This is a genomic window from Streptomyces sp. NPDC031445 (genome assembly GCF_055581365.1).
In genome coordinates this window covers 207713-224347 of sequence record NZ_JBVIJO010000016.1, presented here as the reverse complement: position 1 = coordinate 224347, position 16635 = coordinate 207713, and the positions used below count along the sequence as shown (strand labels likewise).

Here is a 16635-nt window from a genome sequence, read left to right as displayed (position 1 = left end):
CACCATGACGCACCGTCACCTCCTGCCCGCCGTGCTCGCCTGCTGCGCCGTGCTGACCGCGTGTACGGGCCACGGCGCGGACGGCACCTCCGGGAGCACCCCGCCCGCGTCCGTCGCCACCGGTACGCCGTCGGCGACCGCCCCGGGGCCCGACGGCGGCGACACCCCGAGCACCGCCGAGCCGGCCGGCACCGGTTCGGCGGTGGCGTCGCCCGCCGCACCGGCGCCGAAACGCTGCCGGACCTCCGACCTGAAGGCGTCCCTCGGGCCCGACCATCCCGGGGCCGGGCAGGAGAACTTCGCCCTCGTGCTGACCAACCGGTCCCCGCGCGCGTGCAGTTTGTACGGCTTCCCGGGTGTCGCGTTCGTCGACGCGGCGGGCGACGCCGTCACCCCGGACCCCGAGCGGGCCACCGACCAGCCGCGACAGCGCGTGACGCTTGCCCCGGGCGGCGAGGCCTGGTCGGCGCTGAGCTACACCGATCCGGCGGTCACCGGCGTCACCACCGTCACCCCGCGGACCCTGCTCATCACCCCGCCCGACGAGACCGCCCCGCTCTTCGTCCGCTGGACCGGCGGCCAGGTCTCCGACACGGGCAAGGCGTCCGTCCCCCGGGTGAGTCCCCTCCGGCCGGGCAGCGGGGCCTGACGCACCCGCCCCGGCCCCGTCCCGTCCTGTCCCGTAGTTGAACCAGCGCTCAGGAGCCAGTGTGTCCCGCACCCGCCGCCTCCGCGGATTCTCCCGGTCCGACACCACCCGCGCGGAGGCCTTCAGCGACGGCGTGCTGGCCATCGCCGTCACACTGCTGGCCCTCGGTCTCGCCGACCCACCGCACCGGCCGGGCGGCCTCGGCCACGCCCTGCTCGCCCAGTGGCCCGCCTACCTCGGCTACCTGGCCTCCTTCGGATACGTGTCGGTCATCTGGCTCAACCACCACCAGGCCTTCGTGCGGGTCCGCGTGATGGACCGGGGGCTGCACGCCGCGAACCTGCTGATGCTGTTCAGCACCGCTGCGCTGTCGTTCCCCACCGCGGTCGTCGCGGACGCGCTCCAGGCGGACCCCGACGGCTCCGACGCCCGGGTCGCCGTCGCCCTCTACGCCGGTCTGGCAGCGGTGATGTGCCTGAGCTGGGTGGCCTTCTACCACCAACTGGCCCGCAGGCCCGAGCTGTTGACCCCGGACGTGGAGAGCACGTACGTACGGCACGGCCGCCTGCGCTCCTGGGCGGGAGCCCTGGCGTACGGCGCAGCGGGGCTCCTCGGCGTCCTCGCCGCACCGCTGGCGGCCGTCGCCGTCTTCGTCGTGCTGCCGGTGTTCTACTTCCTCACCAGCGACGGCTTCCCCGAGGAACGGTGAGCGGACGCGTCAGGCGGTGGGTCCCCCCGGGGGGCGGGCCGGGAGGGTGAGCACGGCGAGGAAGGCCAGGACGGCGACCGTGGCGAAGAAGGAGAAGCCCCACGGATGACCGGCCCCGGCGGTAACCAGGGCACCGGTGACCGACGGGCCGGCGATGGAGCCGATGCGGCCGATGCCGGACGCCGGGCCGAGCGCGGTGCCGCGGACGGGGGCCGGATAGAACTGCGTGACGCAGGCGTGGACGAGCACCTGCGAAACTGCCGCCCAGCGCCCAGGAGATGCTCGGACAGTGGCCGGCCACCGGTGCGCCACCGCCCGACCGGTCGTGCCGGCCGGGCGGTGGGGGGTTCGCCGCGTCGCGCCGCCGTTCACCCCGCCGGGTCGAGGACGACCGGCAGCTCCGCCAGGCCCCGGAAGGCCGGGAACGGGACCTCCAGCCACCGCGGCCCACCGGCGGGGCCGGCCAGGGTCATCCGGGGGAACCGGTCGAACAGGCGGGTGAGGGCCAGCTGCGTCTCCAGCCGTGCCAGCGGGGCCCCCAGGCAGTAGTGGCTGCCGTGCCCGAAACCGAGATGGGCGTCCTGCGCGTTGCCCGGCCGCCGCACGTCCAGCTCGTCCGGCGCGTCGAACTTCCGCGGGTCGCGGTTGGCCGCGCTGATCGCGATCTGGATCAGGGCCCCCTTGGGGATCAGCGTCCCGCCGTACTCCACGTCCTCCGTCGCGTAGCGGAACGTCGCGCTCTCCACCGAGCCGTCGTAGCGCACCAGTTCCTCGACCGCCGCACGGATCAGCTCCGGGTCCTCCCGTACGGCCCGCAGCTGGGCGGGATGCGACATCAGGTGGTGGACGGCGTTGCCGATGAGGTACGCGGTCGTCTTGTGCCCCGCGAACATCAGCAGGAACGCCGTGGAGACCAGCTCGCCCTCCGTCAGCCCGCCGTCGTTGTCGCGGGCCGCGATGAGCGCGCTGAGCAGATCGTCGGCCGGACGCTCCCGCTTGGCGGTGACGAGGTCCGTGAAGTAGGCGTGCAGGTCCTCCTCCGCCTGCTGCTGGGCCCGCTTGGCCTCCTCGCCGAAGCCGGTCTGCGCCACCGTGGTGGACAGGTGCTGCATCCGGGCCCGGTCCTCGGGCGGCACGCCGAGCAGATCGCAGATCACGACGATCGGCAGCGGGAACGCGAACACGGGCAGCAGGTCGAAGGGTTCCCGGGTGGGGCACCCGTCCAGCAGGTCCTGCACGATCTCCTCGATCCGCGGCCGCAGCGCCGCCACGCGCCGCGGGGTGAACGCCGAGTTGACCAGCCGGCGCAGCCGGGTGTGCTTCGGCGCGTCGGAGTTGAGCATGTTGTCGTCCAGCGCCACGGAGGAGTCACCGAAGATGCTCCGGTAGGCGTCCATGGCCCCGTACATGTCCTTGCTCAGCCGCGGATCGGACAGGGCGGCCCGCGCGTCGTCGTACCGGGTGATCAGGTACGTCTCGTTGCCGTGCGGGGGTCTCATGGGGCAGACGGGCGCCGCGTCGCGGAGCCGGGCGTAGACCGCGTGCGGATCGCGGCGGAACTCCGGGGTGCACCGCTCGGCCGCGGCGACGGCCTCTTGCGTGGTGGTCACGGACGGCTCCCGAGGTCGAAGAGGGTCTGGGCGTTGCCGCCGAGGACGAGCCGCTGGGACGCCTCGTCGACCGGCAACTTCTCGATCATGTGGACGAAGTCCTCCAGCGGCGCGGCCATCGGCGGGGAGTCGGTGCCGAACAGCATCCGTTCGGGGCCCAGCACCTCCGCGTTCAGGCTCAGGTGAGCGGCGCTGAAGGGGCTGGTGTCGACGTACATGCGCCGCAGGGCGGCGGCCGGGTCGGCCGAGGGCCGCAGCGCGGCGGCCGCCGGCCGGGCGGCGTCGGGCGCCCCGGCCCCGGGCCGCCCGGAGGGCGGCGCGCCCCCGGCCCAGTGCCGGGGGCGCGCCGCCGTCCGCAGGCGCTCCGGCAGCAGCGCCATCGCGCCGCCGCCGGTCGCGCCGATCAACCGCAGACCCGGGTACTTGTCCAGCCACCCCGCGAACGCGATCATGGCCATGCCCATCGTGACGTCGCCGAAGCGGCCGATCTGCTCGACGAACCCGGTCTCGTCCACCCGTTCCGTGCCGGCCGGCTCGGCCGGCGCGTGCACCAGCACCGGCACCCCCGCCTCTGCGGCCAGCGCGAAGAAGGAGTCGGCGCGGGGCGAGCCGAGCAGCTCGCCGTGCACGCTGGACGTGGTGATCAGACCCACGAAGGCCGGGTCCGCGAGGGTCTCCCGGACCCCTTCGAGGTGGTCGTCGTCGCCGAACGGGTTGGCGTATACGTAGCCGCGCAACTGGTCCGGGAACCTGCGGATCAGCCCCGACATCCAGTCGTGGAAGCGGCGCAGCCGGTCGCGGGGCTGGGCGTAGTTGTCGACGCCCGGCACCCGCGCCATCGCGCCGGCTCCGACGGGGCTGCCGATGATCGTGAGGTCGATCCCGGCCTCGGCGCGGGCGGCGAGCATGCCGTCGACGTCGGTCAGGCTCGGGGGCATGGGGAAGCGTTCGGCCGCTTCCGGTGGGGACAGATGCCCGTGGATGTCGATGATCACGTGTCGGTTTCCGGTTTCGGTGCGAGTGCGCGGATGACCGCGGCACAGTCCTGGTCGCCCAGTCCCTGCTCGGTGGCACGGACGTGGGTCTCCGCCGCGGCGGTCGCCAACGGCAGACTCAGGCCGACTGTCGCCGCCTGCTTGGAAGCGAGCATGAGGTCTTTCGCCATCAGCCGCAGCCGGAAGTCCGGCTCGTCGAAGCGGCCGGCGGCCAGGCGCCGGGACTTGAACGCCATGACCGGCGAGGCGAAACCGCTGCCCGCGACGGTCTTGAGGACCTGCTGCCGGTCGAGGCCGCAGGCGCCCGCCAGTTCGGTCGCCTCGGCCAGGGCCTGCACCTCTATGCCCATCAGCAAATTGAGGAGCAGTTTCATCCGCATGCCGGACCCGAGTACGCCCAGATGGACGATCTCCTTGCCCAGCGTCTCCAGCAGCGGGCGGGCGGCGTCGAAGACGCGCTTGTCGCCGCCGGCGAACAGTCGCAGCTCCCCGTCGCGGGCGTGGTCGCGGTTGCCGAGCATGCCGACGTCCAGGACCGAGCGCGCCTCACCGGCGATCTGCACCACCTCGTCGGGCGCGACGGTGCTGGCGCAGATCAGGACGCCGGGGTACGGGCCGTCGGCCAGCACGCCGTGCGGCCCGTGCAGGACGGCGCCGAGGGCCTCGCCGTCGGAGACGACGCAGAGGGCGGCGCTCGTGCCCGCGACCGCGTCGGCGGGGTGGTCGGCGACGTGGGCGCCCGCCTCGGCGAGCGGTGCGGCGCGGTGCGGGTCACGGTTCCAGACCCGGACCGGCACCCCCTGTTCGAGGAGGCGGCGGGCCAGGCCGGCGCCCATCGTGCCCAGGCCGAGGACGGCGACGGGACCGTTCACGTTGCCCTTCACGCGGACACCCCCTTGGTCTCCTTGACGACGCGGAACCGCATCGACTGCCGCTGGTCGACCCACTGGCGCAGCGGGGCCACGAGCTCCTGGTGCTCCTGGCTCTGCTGCCAGGCGAAGAAGTCCTCGGCCGACCGCCACTCGCTGGTGATCACCCACTGGCGGGAGTCGTCGACGGGCTCTCCGAGCCGCTCGACGATGTGGCCTGGGGTGTTGGACACGGACTTCCGGAGGTGCTCGTACAGGTCCAGGAAGCCCTGCTCGCCGCCTTCGACGACGCGGACCGCGAAGACGACGTTCAGCCTCTCGGACGGCAGGCCGTTGTGGTTGGTGCCCATGTGTCTCCTCCTGAGTGAGATCCGGCAGGACACGACACCAACGGACTCATGTCCCTCTTACGGCTGCAACTCCGAATGGGGGAGGGGCCGGTCGGCACAAGGGGTGCACGTTCCGTCATTAGTCATTTCGAGTGACCGACGGGGGTCGTCCCCGCGGGTGACCCGCCGTACGGCGGGCGGGTGACGGCTCGTCGCCGGAGATGTCCCTGCGGGCGCCGTGCCCCGTCCCTCGACGTGCGACGGCAGCACGCCGTGCGGGTGGGCGACGGCGCTTCGGCGCGAACCCCCGCTCGGCGGGCGGCGATCCGTTCCCGCGCGCGGACAGCGGGCGTCCCGGGCGCGGGGCGCGTTCCGGGCCGGGCTGTCTCGCGCCCGCCCGGCGCCGCGAGGCATGCTGGGCTGGGCAGGCGCGGAGGTGGTGCGGGCGTGCGGGCAGCGCGGGCCGAGGGGCCGGGAACGGAGCGGCCGGACGGGATGGGGCCGTGGCGCTTCATCGTGTGGTTCGGCGTGGTCAGCCTCCTCGCCGACTTCGTGTACGAGGGGGCCCGCTCGGTCACCGGCCCGCTGCTGGCGTCCCTCGGCGCCTCCTCCCTGGTCGTCGGTGTGGTCACCGGCGCCGGTGAGGCGGCGGCGCTGGGCCTGCGCCTGGTGTCCGGACCGCTGGCCGACCGCACGCGCCGCTTCTGGGGCCTGTCGATCGGCGGCTACGCCCTGACCGTGGTGTCCGTGCCCCCGCTGGGCGTGGTCGGTGTGCTGTGGGCCGCCTGCGCCCTGGTGATCGCCGAACGGGTGGGCAAGGCGGTGCGCTCCCCGGCGAAGGACACCCTCCTGTCGCACGCCACGGCCGCGACCGGCCGCGGCCGGGGCTTCGCCGTCCACGAGGCGATGGACCAGGTGGGCGCGCTGATCGGTCCGCTGACGGTGGCGGGCGTGCTCGCGCTGAGCGGGGACGCCTACGGCCCCGCGCTCGGGGTGCTCGCCGTGCCCGGCGTCGCGGTGCTGGTGCTCCTGTTCCGGCTCCGGGCACGCGTGCCCGACCCGGAGGCGTACGAGCGTCAGGCGACGGCCCCGCCCGGGAAACCCGCGCCGGACGGCCCTGCGCCCCCTCGCCGTCTGCCCGCCGCCTTCTGGACGTACGCGGCGTTCACCGCCGTCACGACGGCCGGCTTCACCACCTTCGGCGTGCTGTCGTACCACCTCGTCCGACAGCACCTGATGTCGACGGCGTGGGTGCCGGTGCTGTACGCGGCGGCGATGGCCGTGGACGCGGTGGCCGCCCTGGCCACCGGCTGGGTGTACGACCGGACCGGCCCGCGGGTGCTGGCGGTCCTGCCCGTGCTGGCCGCCGCCGTGCCGGCACTGGCGTTCACGCACACCGTCGCCCCCGCGGTGGCCGGTGCGCTGGTGTGGGGCGCGGCGACGGGCATCCAGGAGTCCACGTTGCGGGCGACCGTCGCGGATCTGGTGCCCTCGCCGCGCCGGGCGACGGCGTACGGGGTTTTCGCCGGGGTGGTGGGCGGCGCGACCCTGGTGGGCGGCGCGCTGACCGGGGCCCTGTACGGCTACTCGGTCCCGCTCCTGATCACCGTGGTCACCGCGATCCAGGCCGTCGCGCTGGTGCTGCTCGCCGTCATGGGCGGGGCACGGCGCCACGGTGACCGTGAAGTGCGAGGGGCGGGTTAGACCGTTCGCGGCGCGTTCAGCGGCTCCGGCGGTGCAGCAGGAGGCCGGCGACCACGGGGCGGTGGTCGGAGGCCGTGGTGTCGGACTCGTGCGCGCCCGTGACGGTGACGTCCGGCGAGACCGCCACGAGATCGATGCGCTTGACCGGGTCCACCGCCGGGTAGGTCTTGCCGCCGCCCGGGGCCGCGTCGGTCAAGGGCCCCCACAGCCGGGCCAGTTCAGGTGCGTCCGGCTCGGCGTTGAAGTCGCCGAGGAGCACCTTCGGGCCGGAGTCCGCGGCCAGGACGCCCAGCATGTCGTCGACCTGGGCGCGCCGGACCGAGGGGTCCGGGCGGTAGTCCAGGTGAGTCGCGTACACGTGCACCAGGGTGCCGCGGACGCTGACCGCCACCTCGGCGAAGCCCGGCGCGGGGGCCGGCACCGGGTCGGGCGTCTGGGTGGACAGCCGGGTGATCTCGTGGTTCCACGCGCCCCGCACCGGATGGCGGCTCAGTACCGCGACGCCGAACTGCCGCCGTGGCGCACCGGGCGTGGCCGGCGGGAGGTCGTAGACCGGCGCGAAGAAGACCCGCATGCCCAGCTTTCCGGCCAGTTCCCGGGCCTCGTCCGTGAAGCCGCTCCGGGCACCCCAGTGCACGTCCACCTCCTCCAGGCCGATCACGTCGGCGTCCAGGTCCCGGATCGCCGCCGCCGTGCGGTCGAGGTCGAAGACGCCGTCCTGTCCGGCTCCGGCATGGATGTTGTACGTGGCCACGCGCAACGGCACACGGGCAGCGGCCGGTTCCGCGCCGGTCGCCGCGGCCGCCGCGGCCGCGCCGGGCGGCGTGGCGCCGAGCACGGCGGTGGCGGCGAGCACGGCGGCGGCCAGCAGGCGCGGAGCGGTGCGTCGGGGCTTGCGGTCCACTGAGTCCTCCCGAGGTGATCCTTGTCGGCCGGCCGGGCGGTACGCCTGCTCCGACCCGCCGGCACGGGCGCCGTGTCGCCTTGACGGGTGAAGGCCGCCCCTTGGTATACGCCGTCGAGGCACGGCGGGGCGGCCCGCAGGACCGCCGTTCCGGTCCGCCCGCCACGGGCGCTGCGACGCCGCCGCCCGCCGCAGCCGGACGACGCGTGCCCACCCCGCGCAGACCGCGTCCGGAGCACGGGGGCCGCCGCGCGCGACAGCCGGTGAGCCTCCCGCTGCCGTGCCGCCGCCCCGCCGTACCCTGCCGGCCATCGGCCCCCCGTCGCCCGCCTGCCTCGTCCCCTGGATGATGCCCGCCGGGGGGCCGCTTGACCACCGTGCCGCCCGTGGCCCTCCCTGACGGCGCGGGCCCGGACCGGCCTCGCTCACGCCTTCGCCATCCGGCAAGGCCGGATACCGGCCGTTTCCGGGTACACGCGAGGTAGGCAGGGATCAGGCGCTCGGGCAGAGGGCGGTTGGCATGGAAGAGGTCGCCCGGAACGGGGACCGGCGGACGGACCGAGCCGGACCCGTCATGGCCTCGGCCGCGTACGAGGGCAGCCCCGCCGACATCGCGGCGGCCCGTGAGCTGGCGCGCACGTTCCTGAACCGGGTGCAGGACGACCACGGCCTGCCGGTGTCGGAGCGGGTGATGGGCGTGGTCCAGCTGGTGGTCAGCGAGCTGGTCACCAACGCCTGCAAACACGCACCCGGCCCGTGCCTGGTCGATCTGGAGCTGTCCGGGGACGGCGTCGGGATCACGGTCTGGGACACCGCGCCCGTGCTGCCCGTCGCCAAGGCCGCCGATCCGGGCCGGGTGGGGCAGCATGGGCTTGAGATCGTGATGGCCGTGTGCCAGGGCTTCGAGGTGCACCGGGAACCGGTCGGCAAGCGGATCACCGCGTCCGTGGTGCTGGCCGACGACCCCGGGGGAGACGTGGCCGGCCGCGCCCCGGTGTGACGACCGGTGCCCGGCCGACGCCTCCGGTCCGGCGCCTCGACGGCACGGCGCGCGCTCCGACCGACTGGCAGAGGAGAAGCGGCGTATGGGTGAAACGGACGTCTCCCGGCCTGGCCCGGGCCGGGCCCTGGCCGGTGCCGGCTCGTCGCCCACCAGCCTGCTCGACCTGCTGAGCGTCGCCGCGGTGGTGCTGGACACGAACGGGCGCGTGGTCTTCTGGAGCCCCCAGGCGGAGGAGCTGTTCGGTTACACCGCGGACGAGGCGCTGGGCCGGTTCGCGGCGCGCCTGCTGGTCCACGAGGAGCACTGGGACGAGGTCATCACGCTGTTCGCCGAGGTCATGGAGTCCGGCACCGACTGGGCGGGGGCCTTCCCGATCCGGCACAAGGACGGCAGCACGCGGCTGGTGGAGTTCCGCAACATGCGCCTGCTCGACGACCTCGGCGACACCTACGCCCTGGGCCTGGCCGTGGACCAGGCGACCGTGGCGCGGGTGGAGCGGGGCGTCGCCCTCTCGGCACGCCTGGTGACCCAGTCCCCGATCGGCCTGGCCATCCTCGACACCGACCTGCGCTACCTGACCGTGAACCCCGCCCTCGAACGCATGCACGGCCTCTCCGCCGCCGAACAGGTCGGCCGACGGGCCCGCGACGTCCTGACCTTCCTGGACGCCGAGGCCGTCGAAAGCTGTCTGCGCCATGTCCTTCGGACCGGGGAGCCGGTGACCGACCAGCACGTCGCCGGCCGCCCCGACGCCGACCCGCACCGCGAGCACGCCTGGTCGGCGTCGTACCACCGGCTGGAGGACGCCTCGGGCCGGGTGCTCGGCGTGGTCATGTCCGTCATCGACATCACCGAGCGGCACGAGGCGACCCTCGCCGCGAACCGGGCCCGGAACCGGCTGGCCCTGATCGCGAACGCCTCCGCCTCCATCGGTACGACCCTCGACGTGGAGCAGACGGCGCACGAGCTGGCCCGGGTCGTCGTCCCGGACCTGGCCGACATCGTCTCCGTGCACGTTCTCGACAGCGTCCTGCGCGGGCGCGCCCCGTCCGTCACCGGCCCCGCCCGCTTCCGGGCCGTGGCCACCGCGGAGGTCCACGCCTGCGAGGCCGTGCACACGGCCGAACCGCCCGGAGAGGTCGCCGCCTACGACAGCGACCGCCTGCTCACCCAGTGCGTGCGCACCCGCCGGCCCGTGCGGGTGGCCGAGTGCACCCGGCAGGACCTGCGGCGGATCGCCCACACCAGTGAGGCCGCCTCCCTCCTGGAGACGACCGGGGTGCACTCCTACCTCGCCGTGCCGCTGCTGGCCCGCGGCGAGGTCCTGGGAGCGCTGAGCCTCGCGCGCGTGGGCACCCCCGCGCCCTTCGACGAGGACGACACGCTCCTCGCCTGCGAGCTGGCCGGCCGCGCCGCGACCTGCATCGACAACGCGCGCTGGTACCAGAGCGCGCGCGACACCGCCCTCACCCTCCAGCGCCGCCTGCTCCCGCAGCTGCCGTCCCGCCTGCCCGGCCTGACGATCGCCTGCCGCTACCTGCCGGCGGGAGCCGTCAGCGAGATCGGCGGCGACTGGTTCGACGCCATGCACCTCCAGGGGGACAGGACCGCGCTGGTCGTCGGGGACGTGATGGGCAGCGGCATCAACGCCGCCGCCAGCATGGGGCAACTGCGCAGCGCCACCCGCGCGTTCGCCGGACTCGACCTCGACCCGGCGGAAGTGCTCCGGCAGCTCGACCGCCTCACCGAGGACGTCGAGCACACCATCGCGACCTGCGCCTACTGCCGGTACGACCCCGGGCGGGGCCAGTGCCGCATCAGCCTCGCCGGTCATCTGCCCCCGGCCCTCGTCCGGGCCGGCCGGCCGGCGCGGCTCCTCGACCTTCCGTCCGGTGTGCCGCTGGGCGTCGGCGGCACGGCGTTCGAGACGACGGCGTTCGACTTCCGCCCCGGTGACCAGCTCGCTCTCTACACCGACGGACTGGTCGAAACGCGCTCCGACCCGATCGACACTCGTCTCGGCACCCTCCTCGAGGCCCTGACCGCGACAGCCGGCCAGGATCTCGAACAGACCTGCGACAGCGTCCTGGAGAGGCTCCGGCCCCCGGGAGGCGACGACGACGTGGCCCTGCTCGTGGCCCGTGCCGAGGGCTGAAGGGGCAGCCCGCCCAGGCCGGCAGGCGCTCGCCGGCCTCCGGCGCCCGCAGCCGGCCGAGGGACTCCTTCTCCGGTGTCGCCCACGGGCGTGTCGAGACTGAGGGTGTGCCGCCCGACACGGCGCAGCCAGGACGCCCCGCCCCTCGCCGGATACCGGCCCAGCGGATCGGGTTCGTCCCCGGTCTCCGGCACCCTGCTCCGCGCACGCGCGGGGCGGGCGGTGGGACGGCGGCGCTCCAGGGAATCCGCGGCCGCCCCGCGACAGCGGCGTTTCGGCCAACCGCGTACCCGGCGCTTCCCTTGCCGGACAAGGGGCGTGCACCCCGCGTGTTCCGGGACCCGCTCCGTACGGCGGTTCGCGGTCCGTCCGAAACACGTGTGTTCGATATCGCGGGCCGGTCGTTGAACCCGGCGACCCACCCGGACGACCAGCCGTCGAGGCCGGGGGAAAGGAGACACCGTGAGCCGTGTCTGGCTCCCGCCCGAGCAGTACGCCGAGCAGTTGATGAAGGCCACCGGATTCGCCTGCGTCCATTTCACCGACGAGCGGGACCGGCCCGTCCAGCTCCGTTCCCTGTACAGCCCCGCGCATCCCTGGCAGATGCCCGGCGGCACGATGGAGCCCGGTGAGCGGCCCTGGGAGACGGCTGTGCGGGAATGCCACGAGGAAACCGGCATCACGGTGTCCGGCCCGCCACGGCTGCTGGCCGCGGTCTACGGACTGCCCGGGCAGGAATGGCCGTACAGCACCATGGGCCTGGTCTTCGACGGCGGCCGCCTCAGCGACGCGCAGCTCCGGGGCATCACCCTCGACCCGGAGGAGCACGACGAGTTCCGCGTGCTGCCGCTGGAGGCGTGGCGCCCACTGATGCCGGCGCAGGACTTCGCGCGTCTGAACGCCGTGACGAGGGCCCGCCGCACGGGCGTGGCCGAGTATTTCGACACCTGGGACTGGGGAGAGGCGTGAGCAGCGACTCCGGGCGACGGCGGGCCCATGCGCGGGGACCGCGCCGCCCGGCCTGCCTCCCGTCTCGCGTACCCGGACGACGCAGCCCTCCGGCGGCGGACGGCCGGCCCGGAACGCCGCCACGGGCGCCCGTACCGCCGTCGCCACGGCCACATGGCCGCCCCGGCAGCCCGCGTGCGGGGGACCTCGCCGACTCGGCGGCGGCCGTGGGCGCCCAGGAGCCGCCGGGGAGGCCGGCCCCGAGATCGTCGTCACCCCGCGTCCGCCACCCCCGCGTCACCCTCGGTCAGGCCGTCCGGTGAGCGCGGTGAAGCGGTCCACGTCGATGTTGCCGCCGGACGCGATGACCCCGATCCGCCGGGGCGGGCCGTCGACGCGTCCGGCCAGCAGGGCGGCCAGAGGCGTCGCGCCGCTCGGCTCCAGGACGATCTTCAGGCGTTCGAAGGCGAAGCGCATCGCGGTGACGATCTCGGCGTCGCTGACGAGGGCGATGGCGTCGACCAGGCGCTGGTTGAGGGGGAAGGTGATCTCGCCCGGGGTGGCCAGGGCCTGTCCGTCGGCGATGGTGCGCGGGACCGGGACGGTGACCCGTGTGCCGGCCTCCAGGGAGCGCTTGGTGTCGTCGCCGGCCTCCGGCTCGACGCCGATGACCCGCGTGCCCGGGTGCAGCGCCTTGGCGGCGGTGGCGCTGCCGGCGATGAGGCCGCCACCGCCCACCGGCACGAGGAGGGCGTCCAACGGTCCGGTCTCCTCCAGGAGTTCCAGTGCGGCGGTGCCCTGGCCCGCGATGACGTGGGGGTGGTCGTACGGCGGGATCAGGGCGAGACCGCGGTCCTCGGCCAGGGCGTGGCCGAGCGCAGTGCGGTCCTGGGTGTAGCGGTCGTACGTGACGACCTCCGCCCCGTATCCGGCGGTCGCCTCCCTCTTGGAGCGGGGGGCGTCCTCGGGCATCAGGATGACGGCCGTGGTGCCCAGTTCCCGGGCGGCCAGCGCGACGGCCTGGGCGTGGTTGCCGGAGGAGTAGGCCGCGATGCCCTTCGCCAACCGGTCCCGGGGCAGCTGGGCGGCGGCGTTGTAGGCGCCGCGGAACTTGAAGGCGCCGATCCGCTGGAAGTTCTCCGCCTTGATGAACACCTCCGCCCCGACCAGGGAGTTCAGCGTGCGGGAGGTGAGGACCGGGGTGCGGTGGGCGATGCCTTCGAGGCGGGCGGCGGCCTCGCGGACATCGGCGAACGTGACGGGCGGAGCGGCGGTGGCCATGGGTGTCCTCGGAGTGTCCGTGACGGGCGGGGGGACGGGGGAGATGTGCGGGGCGGACGGACGGGCGGCGGGCGGGGTCACCAGCCGGTGACGCGCGGCCAGTACCCCTCGATGCCGGGCGCGGGCGCTCGCGTGCCGCCGGAGCCGTCGACGACGTGGTAGCCCTGGTGCTGGGCGGCGGTGGCGCACGCGTGGTTGGGCAGGACGCGCAGGCGGGTGCCGATGGGCAGGTCGGGCAGGGCGGCGCCGTCGCGGGCGGTCAGGGTGCCGTGCTCCTGGCTGGCGGCCGTCATGACCAGGCCCGGGATCGGCGTGCCGGACAGGTCGGTGACCAGGCCGTAGCCCTGGTCCTGCGGCTGGACGGCGGTGCCGCGGTCGCGGGACATGGCCATCCAGCCGCCGTCGGTGACGATCCAGCCGTACTCGGGACGGTGGCCGATCACGGTGACCACGACCGACAGGGCGAGGTCGTCCAGCTCGCAGACGCCGAGTCCGGCCATCACCAGGTCGAAGAAGACGTAGTTGCCCGCGCGGAGTTCGGTGACCCCGGTCAGGTCCTCGGCGGCGTGGGCGGTGGGGGTGGAGCCCACGCTGACGGTGGGCACGGGCAGACCTGCCGCGCGGAGCCGTTCGGCCGCGGCGACCGCGGCATCGCGTTCGTTCCGCGCCGCCTTGCGCCGTTCCCCGGCGGTGTAGCAGAAGTACGACTCGCCCGCGTGGGTCAGTACGCCGTCCAGGCAGCCCGCGTCGTGCAGGATGCCGGCGATGCCGGTGAGCCCCGGGGCGTCGGGCTTGAGGCCGCCGCGGTGGCCGTCGCAGTCGATCTCGATCTGGGCGGGAAGGACGATGCCGGCCTCCCGCGCGGCCGCGGCGACGAACGTCGCCTGCTCGGTGCTGTCCAGCAGGACGCGCAGGGTGACACCGCGGCGCACCAGGGCGACGACGCGCGGGAGTTTGTGCGGTTCGATGCCGACGGCGTAGGTGATGTCGCGGCAACCGGCGCCGGCGAACGCCTCGGCCTCGGCGAGCGTGGAGACCGTGACGGGGCCGGGGGCGCCGTCGTGCAGGAGGGCGGCGGCGTCCGGGCTCTTGGCCGTCTTCACATGGGGGCGCAGGGTGACCCCGAGGCGGTCCGCCCGTGCCCGCAGACGGGCGGCGTTGCGCCGCACCCGGTGCACGTCGACCACGGCGAACGGGGTGTCGGGGTCCGCCAGGCTCGGGGCGGCGGGGGAGGGCCCGGCGGGGGCGGACGGAACGGGGACGGACCCGGTCGTCATGGGCAGGTGACCTCTCACTTCGCGTAGTTGTAGACCGTGGCCCGGGACACGCCCAGCAGGTCCGCGATGGTCTGAGCGGCGTCGCGCGAGTCGAAGTAGCCGTCCCGCTGGAGCTGCCGTACGAGGGCCTTCTTGTCCTCCCGGCTCAGCGAGCGGGGCGTGGCGGCGCGCTCGGCGGCCCGGGCCTCCACCGCCTGGCGCAGCTCGCGTGCGGCACGGTCCCGCAGGGACTCCAGGGGCCGGTCGCGGTGCTCGGTGTCCGTGGCCACGAGATGGGACAAGGCCAGGGTCACCGGGGACAGGACGGACACGTCCAGGTTCAGGCACAGTGCCGCGATGTACTCGCCGGCCGCGTTCTTGATGCCGATGGAGGTGCTCTTCGCCGGCCGGCCGTCGGGGAACTGGTTGGGATAGTTCTGGATGACGCTGGGGTACTGCGGATCGGCGATGCGGGCCAGGCCCAACTCGGTGGCGGAATCGCCCACCTGACGGCCCGACAGGTTGTTCTCGATGGCGCGGATCGCGTGGTCCGGGTGCCTCAGGTCGTGCAGCACCACCTCGCACAGACCGGGGAACATGCGGCCCAGCGCGACGGCGATCTTCTCGGCCTCCCGGATGAGGTGTTCGTCCGCGCCGTCCCCGTCCGTTCCGGCCCCCTCGACCACGCCATCCTCCATAGACTCGCCGTCCATCTTTGGAATTCGAGTCTAAGGAGGGGGATGTGGTGGGTCAACCGTGATCACTCGTGATCGGATGGAGGGGCCGAGCACGGCACCAGCTTCCGTTCCACCGAGGGGGACACATGACCGACCGGTACGGCGTGGCACACCGGTTGTGGCTGCGCAGCTTCCACCAGGCGGCACCGGGCGCGCCCAGGCTGCTCTGCCTGCCGCACGCCGGCGGCTCCGCGAGCTTCTACGTCCCCGTCTCCAAGGCGCTGTCGCCCGCGGTCGACGTGCTCGCGGCGCAGTACCCCGGCCGGCAGGACCGCCTCGCGGAAACCCCGGCGGGCTCCGTGCGGGAACTCGCCCAAGGGGTGTTCCGCGCGCTGGGCGAGGGGGACGGCACACCTCTGGCGCTGTTCGGGCACAGCATGGGCGCCCTGGTCGGCTTCGAGCTGGCCCGGCTCCTGGAGGCCGCCGGGCGGCCTCCCGCGGTGGTCTTCCTCTCCGGCCGCCGGGGACCGTCCCTGCACCGGACCGAGACCGTCCACGAGGGCGGCGACGCACGGCTGATCGAGGAGGTCGGCAGGCTCGACGGCACCGACACCGCCCTGTTGCAGGACAAGGAGCTGCTGGAGATGATCCTGCCCGCGCTGCGGGCCGACTACCGCGCCGTGGAGACCTACCGGCGCGCCCCCGGACCGCGGCTGCACTGCCCCTTCGTCGTGCTGACCGGCGACGCCGACCCCCGCGTCACCCCCGAGGAGGCCCGGACCTGGGACCAGGAGACCGACGGCCCGTTCGAGCTGCACGTGTACCCCGGCGGCCACTTCTACCTGACCGCGCAGCAGCAGGCCGTCGTGGACCGGATCGAGACGACGCTGCGGCGGCTCGGTCCCGGCGGCCAAGCGGTGTCCTGAGCCGGCCGCCGTAGGCACCAAGGGGCGCGGGGCGGTACCGGTGCGCCGGCGCCGCCCCGCGGCGGTTGTGCGTCAGCCGAGGACCTTGGCGGACTCGATGACCACGGGCTCGGTGGGGACGTCCTGGTGGCCGTGGCGGCTGCCCGTCTTCACCGCCTTGATGGAGTCGACGACGTCCCGGCCCTCGGTGACCCTGCCGAAGACGGCGTAGCCCCAGCCGGCCGGGCTCTTCGCCGAGTAGTTGAGGAAGGCGTTGTCCGACACGTTGATGAAGAACTGCGCCGTCGCGGAATGCGGGTCGTTCGTCCGCGCCATCGCCACGGTGTAGTTGTCGTTCTTCAGGCCGTTGTCGGCCTCGTTCTGAATCGGCGCCCGGGTGGGCTTCTGGTCCATGTCCGGAGTGAAGCCGCCGCCCTGGATCATGAAGCCGTTGATCACCCGGTGGAAGATCGTGCCGTCGTAGTGGCCGCCCCGCACGTACGACAGGAAGTTCTCGACGGTCTCGGGCGCCTCGGCGTCGTTCAGTTCCAGCACGATCCGGCCGACGTTGGTGTTCAGCTCGACTGTCGACATCGGACATCTCCTTGTTCCGGCGGGGCGTGCCCCCGTTCACGCTACGG

16 protein-coding genes and 1 pseudogene are annotated in these 16635 nt (G+C 74.1%); 7 read left to right on the top strand and 10 right to left on the bottom strand.

All coding sequences use genetic code 11. The features are described from left to right. Positions 1-4: 4 nt before the first annotated feature. Both ACZ5DC_RS34755 and ACZ5DC_RS34750 read left to right on the top strand, forming a co-directional pair. Complete coding sequence (locus ACZ5DC_RS34755; protein ID WP_468659486.1) at positions 5-649, top strand: DUF4232 domain-containing protein; 645 nt, start codon at positions 5-7, stop codon at positions 647-649. 61 nt (positions 650-710) lie between these two features. Then, positions 711-1358: a TMEM175 family protein gene (locus ACZ5DC_RS34750; protein ID WP_468659484.1), complete on the top strand. Its 648-nt coding sequence runs from the start codon at positions 711-713 to the stop codon at positions 1356-1358. Positions 1359-1367: 9 nt separating this feature from the next. Here the strand turns inward: ACZ5DC_RS34750 and ACZ5DC_RS34745 are convergent. The 5 genes and pseudogenes from ACZ5DC_RS34745 to ACZ5DC_RS34725 form a co-directional block, all read right to left on the bottom strand. After that, positions 1368-1613: pseudogene (locus ACZ5DC_RS34745) on the bottom strand (MFS transporter); the annotation flags it as partial. Positions 1614-1726: 113 nt separating this feature from the next. After that, positions 1727-2968 (bottom strand): cytochrome P450 family protein, encoded by a 1242-nt coding sequence (locus ACZ5DC_RS34740; RefSeq protein WP_468659482.1) that lies wholly within the window; start codon positions 2966-2968, stop codon positions 1727-1729. Next, positions 2965-3963 carry an amidohydrolase family protein gene (locus tag ACZ5DC_RS34735; protein WP_468659480.1) on the bottom strand — a complete coding sequence of 333 codons (999 nt, stop codon included), beginning with the start codon at positions 3961-3963 and terminating at the stop codon, positions 2965-2967. Before ACZ5DC_RS34735 ends, ACZ5DC_RS34740 begins: the two co-directional genes overlap by 4 nt. After that, positions 3960-4847, bottom strand: a complete 888-nt coding sequence (locus tag ACZ5DC_RS34730) for an NAD(P)-dependent oxidoreductase (protein ID WP_468659478.1) — start codon at positions 4845-4847, stop codon at positions 3960-3962. Before ACZ5DC_RS34730 ends, ACZ5DC_RS34735 begins: the two co-directional genes overlap by 4 nt. Further along, the gene (locus ACZ5DC_RS34725) at positions 4844-5182 is read right to left on the bottom strand and encodes an antibiotic biosynthesis monooxygenase family protein (protein ID WP_468659476.1); all 339 of its coding nucleotides are present in this window, start codon (positions 5180-5182) and stop codon (positions 4844-4846) included. The genes ACZ5DC_RS34730 and ACZ5DC_RS34725 overlap by 4 nt, the downstream gene beginning before the upstream one ends. Positions 5183-5608: 426 nt before the next feature. On the opposite strand from ACZ5DC_RS34725, the gene ACZ5DC_RS34720 reads away from it, so the two are divergent. Continuing rightward, complete coding sequence (locus ACZ5DC_RS34720; RefSeq protein WP_468659474.1) at positions 5609-6865, top strand: MFS transporter; 1257 nt, start codon at positions 5609-5611, stop codon at positions 6863-6865. A 16-nt stretch (positions 6866-6881) separates the two neighbouring features. Here ACZ5DC_RS34720 and ACZ5DC_RS34715 read toward each other — a convergent pair whose 3' ends face one another. Continuing rightward, positions 6882-7769, bottom strand: a complete 888-nt coding sequence (locus ACZ5DC_RS34715) for an endonuclease/exonuclease/phosphatase family protein (protein WP_468659472.1) — start codon at positions 7767-7769, stop codon at positions 6882-6884. Positions 7770-8289: 520 nt separating this feature from the next. Here ACZ5DC_RS34715 and ACZ5DC_RS34710 point away from each other — a divergent pair. The 3 genes from ACZ5DC_RS34710 to ACZ5DC_RS34700 all read left to right on the top strand — a co-directional run bounded on the left by ACZ5DC_RS34710 (position 8290) and on the right by ACZ5DC_RS34700 (position 11896). Further along, the gene (locus ACZ5DC_RS34710) at positions 8290-8769 is read left to right on the top strand and encodes an ATP-binding protein (RefSeq protein WP_468659470.1); all 480 of its coding nucleotides are present in this window, start codon (positions 8290-8292) and stop codon (positions 8767-8769) included. An 85-nt stretch (positions 8770-8854) separates the two neighbouring features. Next, on the top strand, positions 8855-10927 hold the full coding sequence (locus ACZ5DC_RS34705) for a SpoIIE family protein phosphatase (protein ID WP_468659468.1): 2073 nt from the start codon (positions 8855-8857) through the stop codon (positions 10925-10927). A 462-nt stretch (positions 10928-11389) separates the two neighbouring features. Continuing rightward, a complete protein-coding gene (locus tag ACZ5DC_RS34700; RefSeq protein WP_468659466.1) occupies positions 11390-11896 on the top strand; it encodes an NUDIX domain-containing protein in 507 nt (168 codons plus the stop codon). Between the two features lie 276 nt (positions 11897-12172). Here ACZ5DC_RS34700 and ACZ5DC_RS34695 read toward each other — a convergent pair whose 3' ends face one another. From ACZ5DC_RS34695 to ACZ5DC_RS34685, 3 genes are all read right to left on the bottom strand, one after another. Further along, positions 12173-13156, bottom strand: a complete 984-nt coding sequence (locus tag ACZ5DC_RS34695; RefSeq protein WP_468659464.1) for a threo-3-hydroxy-L-aspartate ammonia-lyase — start codon at positions 13154-13156, stop codon at positions 12173-12175. A 77-nt stretch (positions 13157-13233) separates the two neighbouring features. After that, complete coding sequence (locus ACZ5DC_RS34690; protein ID WP_468659462.1) at positions 13234-14433, bottom strand: alanine racemase; 1200 nt, start codon at positions 14431-14433, stop codon at positions 13234-13236. A 14-nt stretch (positions 14434-14447) separates the two neighbouring features. After that, the gene (locus ACZ5DC_RS34685; RefSeq protein WP_468659460.1) at positions 14448-15125 is read right to left on the bottom strand and encodes a helix-turn-helix transcriptional regulator; all 678 of its coding nucleotides are present in this window, start codon (positions 15123-15125) and stop codon (positions 14448-14450) included. A gap of 110 nt (positions 15126-15235) precedes the next feature. Between ACZ5DC_RS34685 and ACZ5DC_RS34680 the strand changes: the two genes are divergently transcribed. Next, complete coding sequence (locus ACZ5DC_RS34680; RefSeq protein ID WP_468659458.1) at positions 15236-16015, top strand: thioesterase II family protein; 780 nt, start codon at positions 15236-15238, stop codon at positions 16013-16015. A 72-nt stretch (positions 16016-16087) separates the two neighbouring features. Here ACZ5DC_RS34680 and ACZ5DC_RS34675 read toward each other — a convergent pair whose 3' ends face one another. Beyond that, positions 16088-16588 carry a peptidylprolyl isomerase gene (locus ACZ5DC_RS34675; protein ID WP_468659456.1) on the bottom strand — a complete coding sequence of 167 codons (501 nt, stop codon included), beginning with the start codon at positions 16586-16588 and terminating at the stop codon, positions 16088-16090. Positions 16589-16635 lie beyond the last annotated feature (47 nt).

What these genes read in the sequence shown, in the direction of transcription:
- ACZ5DC_RS34755 (WP_468659486.1), top strand. Translation starts at nt 5, where the DNA reads ATGACGCACCGTCACCTCCTGCCCGCCGTGCTCGCCTGCTGCGCCGTG.
- ACZ5DC_RS34725 (WP_468659476.1), bottom strand. Translation starts at nt 5,182, where the DNA reads ATGGGCACCAACCACAACGGCCTGCCGTCCGAGAGGCTGAACGTCGTC.
- ACZ5DC_RS34710 (WP_468659470.1), top strand. Translation starts at nt 8,290, where the DNA reads ATGGAAGAGGTCGCCCGGAACGGGGACCGGCGGACGGACCGAGCCGGA.
- ACZ5DC_RS34705 (WP_468659468.1), top strand. Translation starts at nt 8,855, where the DNA reads ATGGGTGAAACGGACGTCTCCCGGCCTGGCCCGGGCCGGGCCCTGGCC.
- ACZ5DC_RS34695 (WP_468659464.1), bottom strand. Translation starts at nt 13,156, where the DNA reads ATGGCCACCGCCGCTCCGCCCGTCACGTTCGCCGATGTCCGCGAGGCC.
- ACZ5DC_RS34690 (WP_468659462.1), bottom strand. Translation starts at nt 14,433, where the DNA reads ATGACGACCGGGTCCGTCCCCGTTCCGTCCGCCCCCGCCGGGCCCTCC.
- ACZ5DC_RS34685 (WP_468659460.1), bottom strand. Translation starts at nt 15,125, where the DNA reads ATGGACGGCGAGTCTATGGAGGATGGCGTGGTCGAGGGGGCCGGAACG.
- ACZ5DC_RS34680 (WP_468659458.1), top strand. Translation starts at nt 15,236, where the DNA reads ATGACCGACCGGTACGGCGTGGCACACCGGTTGTGGCTGCGCAGCTTC.
- ACZ5DC_RS34675 (WP_468659456.1), bottom strand. Translation starts at nt 16,588, where the DNA reads ATGTCGACAGTCGAGCTGAACACCAACGTCGGCCGGATCGTGCTGGAA.